At 49.6% G+C, this 12,541-nt stretch carries 6 protein-coding genes and 3 rRNA genes; 2 read left to right on the plus strand and 7 right to left on the minus strand.

Annotation, left to right across the window (positions count from 1 at the left end):
* Nucleotides 1-2 precede the first annotated feature (2 nt).
* The gene (locus BK816_RS05050; protein ID WP_083379084.1) at nt 3-1,703 is read left to right on the plus strand and encodes a GAF domain-containing sensor histidine kinase; all 1,701 of its coding nucleotides are present in this window, start codon (nt 3-5) and stop codon (nt 1,701-1,703) included.
* A gap of 237 nt (nt 1,704-1,940) precedes the next feature.
* On the opposite strand, the gene rrf is transcribed toward BK816_RS05050, so the two are convergent.
* From rrf to BK816_RS05085, 7 genes are all read right to left on the minus strand, one after another.
* Nucleotides 1,941-2,058 (minus strand): 5S ribosomal RNA (gene rrf / locus BK816_RS05055).
* Nucleotides 2,059-2,141: 83 nt separating this feature from the next.
* A 23S ribosomal RNA gene (locus tag BK816_RS05060) occupies nt 2,142-5,243 on the minus strand.
* 400 nt (nt 5,244-5,643) lie between these two features.
* A 16S ribosomal RNA gene (locus BK816_RS05065) occupies nt 5,644-7,178 on the minus strand.
* Together the 16S, 23S and 5S rRNA genes form the textbook arrangement of a ribosomal RNA operon.
* Before the next feature lie 599 nt (nt 7,179-7,777).
* A complete protein-coding gene (tyrS, locus tag BK816_RS05070; protein ID WP_071164206.1) occupies nt 7,778-9,043 on the minus strand; it encodes a tyrosine--tRNA ligase in 1,266 nt (421 codons plus the stop codon).
* A gap of 29 nt (nt 9,044-9,072) precedes the next feature.
* Complete coding sequence (gene argR, locus BK816_RS05075) at nt 9,073-9,558, minus strand: arginine repressor (RefSeq protein ID WP_071164207.1); 486 nt, start codon at nt 9,556-9,558, stop codon at nt 9,073-9,075.
* Between the two features lies 1 nt (nt 9,559).
* Complete coding sequence (locus tag BK816_RS05080) at nt 9,560-10,054, minus strand: flavodoxin domain-containing protein (RefSeq protein WP_071164208.1); 495 nt, start codon at nt 10,052-10,054, stop codon at nt 9,560-9,562.
* Nucleotides 10,055-10,092: 38 nt separating this feature from the next.
* Nucleotides 10,093-10,815, minus strand: coding sequence for a FadR/GntR family transcriptional regulator (locus BK816_RS05085; protein ID WP_071164209.1), 723 nt, complete (start codon nt 10,813-10,815; stop codon nt 10,093-10,095).
* A 114-nt stretch (nt 10,816-10,929) separates the two neighbouring features.
* Here BK816_RS05085 and BK816_RS05090 point away from each other — a divergent pair, with 114 nt between their 5' ends.
* A complete protein-coding gene (locus tag BK816_RS05090) occupies nt 10,930-12,534 on the plus strand; it encodes an ABC transporter substrate-binding protein (protein WP_071164210.1) in 1,605 nt (534 codons plus the stop codon).
* Nucleotides 12,535-12,541 lie beyond the last annotated feature (7 nt).

Genomic DNA, 12,541 nt, shown 5'->3' on the forward strand with positions numbered 1-12,541 from the left:
TTTTGAAGCTTGATTCCCAAAGTGAACTGCTGAAGGCCTCATTGAACCTGGCCTCAAAACTCGATGTCACTGAGGTTCTCCAAGGATATGTAGACTTGGCCTGCGAACTAACAAATGCAGAACTAGGTGCACTTTCAGTCATCAATGCGCGGGGACAAGTTTCCCTTTTTGTGGACTACCAAATGCCTCCAGATTTCTCGCAGGAGATGAAAAACTCTACAGTGGGAGCTTCACTGCTTGAAGTGATTGGTGATAACGCTCCCCTGATCGAGAACGAGGTTGTCCCAGAAAAAATTCTGGCGGAACTGCCCAAAACACTTCCAAAAATAGACAACTATATGGGGTTTCCTTTACAAGTTTCCCATCGAGTTTTCGGCTGGCTATATCTAGCAAACCGGGAAGGTGGTTTTACCCAGGCTCATGCTAACCTGGTTCGTCGTTTGGGTAGAGCAGCAGCTATTGCAGTTGAGAATGCCCAACTATACGAGCGAGCCCAAACTCGAGAACGATGGATTGCTGCCAGTAATGAGCTAACTACCATGTTGCTGTCTGGCTCTAGCGTAGAAGACGCACTCGAGACTACTGTGGATCTGATTCAAAACGTAGCTGAAGCTGACGGTGCTTTATTAATCCTGCCTTCAGTTGGCAAAACATGGGCTTGTGAATTCGTCGCTGGCGATGATTTTCAACATTTACTAGGTGTAGTTTTTCCACATAACGGACGTGCCATGACAGTGGCTCGGACAGGCCAAGGGGTAACTGTAGACTGCTTGGCATCATCCTTGCATTTAAAGGTGCCACAGTTGGCCGAATATGGTCCTGCCCTCTATGCTCCGATGCGTGCTCATGGACAAACCACTGGGGTCTTTCTCCTACTTCGGAATGTGGGCGGCAAAGAATTCACCAAAGACGACCTTAAAATGGCCCACTCTACAGCTAGCCAAGCAGCGCTAGCCTTGGAATTAGCGGAAGCAAAACATCTGGCTCAAGTAGCTACGTTACAAGCTGAACGAGAGCAAATCGGTCGAGATCTGCATGATTTAGCTATTCAACAACTCTTTGCCACTGGGATGCAGCTGGCTAGTTTGAAGGACGCCTTCGTGGCCGCAATTGGGTCCCTCGATCAAAAGACTATTGAACAAGCAGGTATCGATAATGCCCGCTTGACTAACGAACTAGAAACCGCACTAGAACGTGTCGGAGATAGCGCAGACCAGATCAGACAAATAGTTAGACGACTAAGAAACAATGACGGTCAAGTACAAACGGGCATCCTGGAACGTCTACAGCACGAAGCTTCACTGGCACGATCTTCACTCGGTTTCGCTCCCACCTTCATTGTAGAACTCGATGGTAAACCAGTTAAGGACGAAGTAGGATACTACGAGGTAGCCAGTGATATCTTTAATGAACGAATTGGAGCTGTCGCTGCCGACGATCTAATAGCGGTTGTTCGAGAATCTTTGGCAAACGCAGCAAAACATGCAAAAGCAACCAGCGTAAGAGTGACCATTAGTCTACGTCCAGTAGAAGGAAAACTTTCCCTAGAAGTAAGTGATAACGGAATAGGACTTCCGGAGAACCGCACCCGTAACTCAGGCCTAGATAATATGAGGAAACGGGCCAATATCCACGGCGGAATCTTCACTACCGAGAAAAACCTATTAGGTGGCACCACCCTGTATTGGGAAATTAAACTCTAAACACTCAAGTTTGCATAACGGTAGACGAGCTGCCAAACGGTAGCCTTTTACCATCGCTAGATTATTTGTCCTAAGGGGCAAAATAGATAGACCGTACAAGCACTAACATCAAATCGCTATCGAAGCGTTTTGGCTGTTACCTGTATGAATACCTAGATCTACAGTGGTGTGTTGTTTTTGGGTGTGTTTTTTGGGCCCCCCAGCACGTGGTGTGTTGGGGGGCCCTGTTGTGGTTTGGTGTGGCGGTGTCCTACTCTCCCACAACCTGGCGGTTGCAGTACCATTGGCGCTGGCGGGCTTAGCTTCCGGGTTCGGAATGGTTGCCGGGCGTTTCCCCGCCGCTATGACCACCACAAGTCTTTTATTCTTTTTTGTGGTTTGGTGTGGTTGGTTGTTAGCCGTATAGTGGACGCGTTTTTTGTTTTGTGTTGGTGTTTTGTTGTTTAGTTGTTGGCTGATTAGTACCGGTCGGCTTGTTGAACACATTGCTGTGCTTCCACGTCCGGCCTATCTACCCAGTAGTCTGCTGGGAGCCTCAAAAGAAACCTTATCTTGAAGCAGGCTTCCCGCTTAGATGCTTTCAGCGGTTATCCTTTCCGAACGTAGCTAACCAGCGATGCACCTGGCGGTACAACTGGCACACCAGAGGTTCGTCCGTCCCGGTCCTCTCGTACTAGGGACAGGTCTTCTCAAGTTTCGTGCGCGCGCAGCGGATAGGGACCGAACTGTCTCACGACGTTCTAAACCCAGCTCGCGTACCGCTTTAATGGGCGAACAGCCCAACCCTTGGGACCTACTCCAGCCCCAGGATGCGACGAGCCGACATCGAGGTGCCAAACCATGCCGTCGATATGGACTCTTGGGCAAGATCAGCCTGTTATCCCCGGGGTACCTTTTATCCGTTGAGCGACACCCCTTCCACAAGGTGGTGCCGGATCACTAGTTCCTGCTTTCGCACCTGCTCGACTTGTCAGTCTCGCAGTCAAGCTCCCTTGTGCACTTACACTCGCCACCTGATTACCAACCAGGCTGAGGGAACCTTTGAGCGCCTCCGTTACTTTTTGGGAGGCAACCGCCCCAGTTAAACTACCCACCAGGCACTGTCCCTGGTCCGGATTACGGACCGAGGTTGAGATGCGCACTTGAACCAGAGTGGTATTTCAACATTGACTCCCCAACCACTGGCGTGGCTGGTTCATAGTCTCCCACCTATCCTACACAAGTCCAAGCGAGCACCAATACCAAGCTATAGTAAAGGTCCCGGGGTCTTTCCGTCCTGCTGCGCGTAACGAGCATCTTTACTCGTAGTGCAATTTCGCCGAGTTCATGGTCGAGACAGCAGAGAAGTCGTTACGCCATTCGTGCAGGTCGGAACTTACCCGACAAGGAATTTCGCTACCTTAGGATGGTTATAGTTACCACCGCCGTTTACTGGGGCTTAAATTCACAGCTTCACCAACCGAGGTTGGTTGACCGTTCCTCTTAACCTTCCAGCACCGGGCAGGCGTCAGTGCGTATACATCGACTTGCGTCTTCGCACGCACCTGTGTTTTTAGTAAACAGTCGCTTCTCTCAATTCTCTGCGACCACATTCCGCTGCCAACCGCAAGGGTTTTGACGGGTGTGGTCCCCCTTCTCCCGAAGTTACGGGGGCATTTTGCCGAGTTCCTTAACCATGATTATCTCGATCGCCTCGGTATACTCTACCTGACTACCTGTGTCGGTTTGGGGTACGGGCGGTTCTAACCCTCACGTCGAGGTTTTTCTTGGCACCACAGGATCACTCTCTTCCAACAATAGTTGTCATCATCAGCTCTCACCCTTGTGCCACCCGGATTTGCCAAGGTGGCGGGCTGCGGCTTTAAACGTACAATTCCATCTGTACGCGGAAGCTACCACTGTGCGTCACCCCTGTTAATACGCTTGCCTACTACCAAACCTGGTCCCAACACAAAAAACTGGTCAAACAATCCGAAGAAAGTAAGACAGTCCAAAGTGGAGGTTAGTATGTTTGATTCAGCATGGGCGGTTTAGAACCGGTACCAGAATATAAACTGGTTATCCATCGACTACGCCTGTCGGCCTCGCCTTAGGTCCCGACTAACCCAGGGCAGATTAGCTTAACCCTGGAACCCTTAGTCAATCGGCGGACAAGTTTTTCACTTGTCATTCGCTACTCATGCCTGCATTCTCACTCCCATGTCGTCCACCATGGTTCACACCAGGGCTTCTGCCAACATGGGACGCTCCCCTACCCATCACAACGCCTGAACCACGAAGGCTTAGCTAAAGTTGTGATGCCACGGTTTCGGCGGTGTACTTGAGCCCCGCTAAATTGTCGGCGCGGAATCACTTGACCAGTGAGCTATTACGCACTCTTTCAAGGGTGGCTGCTTCTAAGCCAACCTCCTGGTTGTCTGAGCAACTCCACATCCTTTCCCACTTAGCACACGCTTAGGGGCCTTAACCGATGGTCTGGGCTGTTTCCCTCTCGACTACGGAGCTTATCCCCCGCAGTCTCACTGCCGCGCTATCACCTTACCGGCATTCGGAGTTTGGCAGATCTCAGTAACCTGTGAGGGCCCATTGACCAACCAGTAGCTCTACCTCCGGTAAGAAACACGCGACGCTGCACCTAAATGCATTTCGGGGAGAACCAGCTATCACGGAGTTTGATTGGCCTTTCACCCCTACCCACAGCTCATCCCCCCAGTTTTCAACCTAGGTGGGTTCGGTCCTCCACGACGTCTTACCATCGCTTCAACCTGGCCATGGGTAGATCACCCCGCTTCGGGTCTAGAGCACGCGACTATAACGCCCTATTCAGACTCGCTTTCGCTACGGCTTCCCCACACGGGTTAACCTTGCCACGCACCGCTAACTCGCAGGCTCATTCTTCAAAAGGCACGCCATCACCCCTAAGGGCTTTGACGGCTTGTAGGCATCCGGTTTCAGGTACTATTTCACTCCCCTCCCGGGGTACTTTTCACCATTCCCTCACGGTACTATGCACTATCGGTCACCAGAAAGTATTCAGGCTTACCCAGTGGTCTGGGCAGATTCACACGAGATTTCACGGGCCCCGTGCTACTTGGGAAACAAAACACGCAGGTGACACCACTTCAGTTACGCGACTTACACGCACTATGGTAGGCCATTCAATGCCTTTCACTTACAATGTCACTTTGTAACTACGCCACCAACCGGCAGACTGGTGATGTTTGCTCCCACAACCCCGCTAACGCAACCCCTGCCGGGTAATCACACGCTAACGGTTTGGCCATCATTCGCGTTCGCTCGCCACTACTAACGAAATATCTTTTCCTACGGGTACTGAGATGTTTCACTTCCCCGCGTTCCCTCCTACACCCTATGTATTCAGATGCAGGTAACCAGACATTACTCTGGCTGGGTTCCCCCATTCGGACATCCCCGGATCAACGCTTATTCGCCAACTCCCCGAGGCTTATCGCAGGCCATAACGTCCTTCATCGGCTCCTGGTACCAAGGCATCCACCGAATGCCCTTAAAAACTAAACAAACCAGAACACAAAATCAAAAATGTTTAAGTATCAATTAAGATGCTCGCGTCCACTATACAGTTAACAAACAACCACGCCCCAACCCCAAAACACAAACCAAACAAAACGTTTAATAACGGTTCGTGTTTTAAAGAAAAGCGCAAGAACAAAACCCTAAACGGTTTATTGTTCCATAACCCGACAGCATCCTCGTTTTGTTAAATGCCAACCCACAGTTTCAAAGGTTGAAAAAAAGGTACACAACCAAACAACCACTAGCGTCAAACACCACCCAAACAAACCAAAAACCAAAGCCCCAAACAAACATGGGAAACAAACCCCGGTAATCAGCCCAAAAGAGCAACTAAACTAGCAGCCAAACGCTTGGCCATAAAAAATAAAATCTAAGAAATCCTTAGAAAGGAGGTGATCCAGCCGCACCTTCCGGTACGGCTACCTTGTTACGACTTCGTCCCAATCGCTAATCCCACCTTCGACCACTCCCTCCCGCAAGCGGGTTGGGCCATGGGCTTCGGGTGTTACCAACTTTCGTGACGTGACGGGCGGTGTGTACAAGGCCCGAGAACGTATTCACCGCAGCATTGCTGATCTGCGATTACTAGCGACTCCGCCTTCATGGGGTCGAGTTGCAGACCCCAATCCGAACTGAGACCGGCTTTAAGGGATTCGCTCAACCTTACGATATCGCAACCCTCTGTACCGGCCATTGTAGCATGCGTGAAGCCCAAGACATAAGGGGCATGATGATTTGACGTCATCCCCACCTTCCTCCGAGTTAACCCCGGCAGTCTCTCGCGAGTCCCCACCCGAAGTGCTGGCAACACGAGACAAGGGTTGCGCTCGTTGCGGGACTTAACCCAACATCTCACGACACGAGCTGACGACAACCATGCACCACCTGTACACCAGTCCGAAGACCACCACATCTCTGCAGTGTTCCAGTGCATGTCAAGCCTTGGTAAGGTTCTTCGCGTTGCATCGAATTAATCCGCATGCTCCGCCGCTTGTGCGGGCCCCCGTCAATTCCTTTGAGTTTTAGCCTTGCGGCCGTACTCCCCAGGCGGGGCACTTAATGCGTTAGCTACGGCGCAGAAAACCAAACGGCCCCCCACACCTAGTGCCCAACGTTTACAGCGTGGACTACCAGGGTATCTAATCCTGTTCGCTCCCCACGCTTTCGCTTCTCAGCGTCAGTAACGGCCCAGAGACCTGCCTTCGCCATCGGTGTTCCTCCTGATATCTGCGCATTCCACCGCTACACCAGGAATTCCAGTCTCCCCTACCGCACTCTAGTTTGCCCGTACCCACCGCAAGCCAACAGTTAAGCTGCTGGTTTTCACGACAGACGCGACAAACCGCCTACAAGCTCTTTACGCCCAATAATTCCGGACAACGCTTGCGCCCTACGTATTACCGCGGCTGCTGGCACGTAGTTAGCCGGCGCTTCTTCTGCAAGTACCGTCAAACAATCCAAAAATTGCCCTGCGTCCTTACTGAAAGAGGTTTACAACCCGAAGGCCGTCATCCCTCACGCGGCGTCGCTGCATCAGGCTTGCGCCCATTGTGCAATATTCCCCACTGCTGCCTCCCGTAGGAGTCTGGGCCGTATCTCAGTCCCAGTGTGACCGGTCACCCTCTCAGGCCGGCTACCCGTCAAAGCCTTGGTAGGCCATCACCCCACCAACAAGCTGATAGGCCGCGAGCCCATCCCCCACCAGAAAAACCTTTCCACACCAAAACATGCGCCCTGATGTGAATATCCAGTATTAGACATCGTTTCCAATGCTTATCCCAAAGAAGGGGGCAGGTTACTCACGTGTTACTCACCCGTTCGCCACTAATCCACGGTGCAAGCACCGCTTCATCGTTCGACTTGCATGTGTTAAGCACGCCGCCAGCGTTCGTCCTGAGCCAGGATCAAACTCTCCGAACAAAAAACAATATCCAGAAAGAAAAAACCACCAAAAAAGGCGGCAATCCCAACCAAAAAACAAAAAAACTGCGTAAACAAAAAACAAAACAAAAACACTATCGAGTTATCAAACAACAAACCCACAACCAACTTATTAAGCACTTGGTACTTAATGAATCAGAAGAAGTTATCTGTTCTTGTCACCGAACCGTTCGGGCCGGCAACGAGGTAAAACTTTACCACCAAATCCCCCCACCCTCGCAAGCTGAATAAATATGAGCCAGTACACCACTTAGGCTCGTTGACACCTTCAGCTTGCCATTGAGTAGATATCGACAACCAAAACAACCTTTTCTAAAATCTGATAACCATTTTCTACCATCACACCACTGCTACCCACGTCACTAAATCGGCTATTTTACAAGGAAAATGAGTCGTAGATAACTTAACCCACTTGCCTCCTGGCAAAAGAAGAGGCGATAACGATGAGTTTTACACTCTTCTCCCCTCCACCTAAAGCCACAGTTGCGACCTCTCTACATTTTTAGACAAAAAAGTCGTGCCCTTGGTTAACCCAAGGGCACGACTTCAGATCATTTAGATCAGACTATGCGCCTAAATTATGAAACGACTCGACCAACTGCCATCGAACGCCGTCCCTTACGGAAGAGCACAAGATTTCCCGGCAAGACATCTTTAGCCGAAACTACTTGTTCTTCATCTAGGATCTTTTCACCATTTAAGTACGCGCCGCCAGCACTCATTGTCCGACGTGCGGCTCCACGACCTTTTTCTAAACCAGCATCTACCAACATATCTATCAGCGTGGTTTCATCTAGCTTAACTTCACACGAAGGCAATGAAGCAGTTGCTTCTAACAAAGTATCACCATCAAGCGCGAACAAATCACCACTGCCAAATAGAGCCTTGGAAGCTGCTACTACAAAGTCTGCTTTTTCTTTCCCATGAACTAGAGTGGTAACTTCGTAGGCTAGACGTTTTTGTCCCACCCGATCACGCGGATTTTCCGCAGTAGCCGAGACCAACTCAGCAATCTCTTCCTGATTCAAGAAAGTAAATACCTTTAGCAGACGCTCAACGTCAGCATCTTCTGTTTGCAGCCAGAACTGGTAGAAGGCGTAGGGAGACATCATTTGAGGGTCGAGCCAGATCGCTCCCCCTTCAGATTTACCAAACTTTGTACCGTCTGCCTTAGTAATCAGAGGTGTTGTCAAGACATGTACGCTCTTACCCTCTGCCTTGCGAATTAACTCGGTGCCACCAATGAGGTTCCCCCACTGATCATTACCACCAGTCTGTAAGACGCAGCCGTAACGGCGGTAGAGTTGCAGGAAGTCATTTGCCTGCAAAAGCTGGTACGAAAATTCAGTGAAAGAAATACCTTCGTCCGAAGCTAGTCGACGAGCAACCGTGTCCTTCGCAATCATAGTTCCCAAACGGAAGTACTTGCCAACCTCTCGAAGCAACTCGATAGCTGTGAGGTCTCCGGTCCAGTCATAATTGTTCACCATTCGAGCGGCAGCTGGACCTTCGAATGAAAGAAATCGCGAAATCTGTTGCTTAAGCTTTTCCGCCCACTGAGCAACTACTTCTGACTCGTTAAGGGTTCGTTCACCAGACATACGAGGATCACCGATTAAACCAGTTGCTCCCCCAACCAATGCAAGTGGACGATGTCCAGCATTTTGTAGGTGCTTCATAACAATGAGCTGAACCAAATGACCGTGATGTAGGGATGCTGCGGTTGGGTCGTAACCCGTATAGAACGTAATTGGCCCCTCGGCCATTAGCTCACGCAAGGCAGCTAAATCAGTACTTTGCGAAATCAAGCCGCGCCATTCCAGCTCGTCGATTACATCGCCCACAACAAACTCTCCTAAGAAAATTACTAAAACTAATCACCCAAGACTGCGAAAAGTTCACTTTGGAAAGATTCCGCATCCTGAATAGAACGGCATAACACTAGCACAGTATCATCACCAGCGATGGTCCCTAATATGCGATCATCATTGGCCTCGTCAATTCCTGAAGCTAAGAATTGAGCGGCTCCTGGATGAGTCCTAATCACAACTTGGTTTAGGGCATAATCAGCAAAAACTACCAATTCGCCAGCGAGTTTAAACAACCGATCCGATAGTTCAGCGTCGTCCCTATCAACTGGTAGGACTTCTTTGATTACATATACATAGTCTCCACGACGATCGCGCACCCTAACAGCCTGAAGCTCTACTAGGTCACGAGAAATCGTAGTTTGCGTTACGGAGAAGCCCAATGAGGCCAAACGATCTACTAACTCAACCTGAGACGCTACTCTTTCATTAATAATAAAGTCACGAATAGCAGAAAGCCGGCCAGCTTTGGTCATTGGATAGTTACCCATATTAGTTTCCTGTATTCAACTCGTTCGCAATCTTCTTAGCGAATGCCTCTACCTGATCCCATTCCCGGAAGTCTCCTTCTACTGCGCCTCCAAGTCGAGCGATCGAACGCTCGCGGAGATTTAGTACGGACGGATTCAAACGCCCAGGAAAGGTTTGATGTTCAACTGGAGCTACTTCCACCAATACTGGTCCCACTCGAGATGGATCTTGCACAGTGCCCTTAGGGACTCCGGATAGACCAACTGAAAATGCCCAGACTGGGATATGACGAAGTTCCTCAGAAAAACGTGCTACAAAATCTTTTGCCGGAGCCATCCAGTTAGTCATATATACAGCAGACCCGATGACCACAGCGTCAAATGAGTCGAGTGATAAGACATTTTCTGGTGACTGGTTAACTACCTCAAGGCCGTTTTCGCGCAGAATTTCAGCAATTCGTTCCGAGACCTCAGCGGTAGAACCATGTTTTGAAGCAGCAGTAACTAAGATTTTCATGCCAACAGTATAACCCGCGTTGTATTTCTTAGACGAGGCTAATGTACTTTCGCTACCAAAGAGTTCAAAGTCGCCTCTAATGGATCGTAATGATGGTCAATTTGGCGAATATATTCTGCTTCATCTCCGGCAATAGCTGCAGCTAAGATTTTTTGGTGGGCAGCGGCAGTATCTAGGTTTCCTTTTTTGGTAACAGCTGTCTGTGGTAGCGCAGACATATGAACTTCCCATAAGGACGTTAATAATTTTGCAACCAATTCGTTACCTGCTATTTCCAAAATCGTGGCATGAAAAGCGCGGTCCTGCTCTAAGTAAAGATTTCCTAAACTAGCCGCTTCACTCATTTCTGTCACTAATTGCATTAAGAAAGGCTGCTCGGTGCCTTTCATACGAGCACAAACAATCGGCGCCATGGCACGATCTACTAACCTACGTAGCTGCACCACTTCTTGCAAAACTTTTAAGTTATGATCTGGCGAAATCGCAGCTCGGAAAGCTAAAGCTTGCGCCACCGGCTGCAGGCTCATCGCTCCCACAACAGCACCTTTACCATGCTTAACTTGAACAATATCCAAAGTTGAGAGGGTCTTCAGCGCTTCTCTTACACTAGCTCGCGAAACCCCAAATAGCTCACACAGAGATATTTCTGATGGTAAAGAATCTCCCGGTTTTAGTTTATTTTTAATAATAAAATTCTTAATTTCGTCAACTACAATTTCGGATCGACTGACATATGTTCGACTCGCCCAAGTTTTTTCCATCACACTTAGAAGCCCTTCTTTGTACAATCTTCTTGCAGATAACTTTCATCTGGAATATCGTTATCGTACCTCATCAGTCATCTGATGTCTGACAACTGTTAAAGGAGACAGTAAATGCGAAATTCAAGGACCAATTTCAAGCGCGGATCTGCAGTCGCCGCAGCTGCCGTCTGCGCCATGATGCTCGGTGCTTGTGGCGGTGGCACCACTGCCCCTAGCACCTCAAACAGTGCTGAAGGTGGCTCAACCGGTGGAGAAAAAGTAATCAACGCTGGTGTTGCTTACGATATGAACTCGGGGTTCGACCCCGCGACTACCTCCGGTGCACTTCCTCTTGCCGCTAACTGGCACGTTTTCGAAGGTCTCATGGACCTCGATCCTGTAACCCACGAAGTTTATGTCGGTCTAGCTAAAGAAGAGCCAAAGAAGGTAGATGATACCCACTACGAAGTCACCCTACGTGATGGCGCCAAATTCTCTGATGGCTCTGATGTAACGGTCGACGACGTTCTCTTCTCCTTCAACCGAATCCTAGATCCAGAAAATAAAGACACTGGTCTTTACCGCGCCTTCCTTCCATTCATGGACAAGGTTGAAAAGAAAGATGACAAGACCGTCACCATTTCTTTGAAGTATCCCTTTGCACTACTTAACGAACGTCTTTCCTTGGTCAAGATTGTCCCCAAGGCCGTGGTCGAAGCCGACGCAGAAGCATTTAAGGCAAAGCCAACTGGCTCTGGGCCATACGTGATCACCGAAGCGACTCCAAAGACCGTTGTGAAGTTCGATAAGAACCCCAACTACAATGGTTCCAAGGAAGCCAAGGTTGACAAGATGGAATGGAAGGTCCTAGGCGATGCTGCTGCACGTTTGACCGCCATGCAGTCGGGCACCACCGATGCCATCGAGTCCGTGCCAGCCTTGGACGTCCAGTCCGGCATCCTCGCCAAGGGTGACACCAAGGTCGAGTCGGTCGATTCCTTTGGTTTGGTCTTCATGATGTTCAATACCAAGAAGCCTCCATTCGACGATGTTCGTGTCCGCCAAGCATTCTTCTACGCAGTTGACTACGACAAGCTCGTTAACAATGCCATGTTTGGTTTGGCTAACCCCGCCACCTCTTACCTACAAGAAAGCCACCCTGATTATCAGAAGGCTTCTACCGTTTACACCCATGATGTAGAAAAGGCTAAGAAGCTACTCGCCGAGGCCGGCCACCCAACTTTGGATCTCACTTTGAACATCACCGACCATGCCTTCATGAAGGATATTGGTCCACTAGTTCAAGAGAACCTAAAGGAAGCTGGCATCAATATCAAGCTTGAACAAGATGCTTCCGGCGGCACCTACAAGAAGGTTGACCAAGGCGATTACTCTGTTTTGATCGCACCTGGTGATCCTTCAGTCTTCGGTAATGATCCCGATATTCTCCTACGTTGGTGGTATGGCAAGAACATCTGGTCTGAAAAGCGCTACAACTGGGCAGATAGCGCCGAGTTCAAGCAGATCCAAGAACTCTTGGATCAGGCTTCACAGACCACAGATAAGGAAGCTGCTAAGGCGAACTACAAGAAGGTTTACGACATTATTTCTGACAATGCCGTTCTCTACCCGCTAGTTCACCGCAAGCTCCCAACGGCATGGAATGATGCCAAGTTGGACGGTTTCAAGCCGATCTCGACTACTGGTTTGTCCTTCCTCGGAGTTGGCCTAAAGTAAACTAACT

This window comes from Boudabousia tangfeifanii, from assembly GCF_001856685.1.
Classification (GTDB): Bacteria; Actinomycetota; Actinomycetes; order Actinomycetales; family Actinomycetaceae; genus Boudabousia; species Boudabousia tangfeifanii.

Coding starts and splice junctions, on each gene's coding strand:
- BK816_RS05090 (WP_071164210.1), top strand. CDS start 10,930: ATGCGAAATTCAAGGACCAATTTCAAGCGCGGATCTGCAGTCGCCGCA.
- BK816_RS05085 (WP_071164209.1), bottom strand. CDS start 10,815: ATGGAAAAAACTTGGGCGAGTCGAACATATGTCAGTCGATCCGAAATT.
- BK816_RS05080 (WP_071164208.1), bottom strand. CDS start 10,054: ATGAAAATCTTAGTTACTGCTGCTTCAAAACATGGTTCTACCGCTGAG.
- argR (WP_071164207.1), bottom strand. CDS start 9,558: ATGGGTAACTATCCAATGACCAAAGCTGGCCGGCTTTCTGCTATTCGT.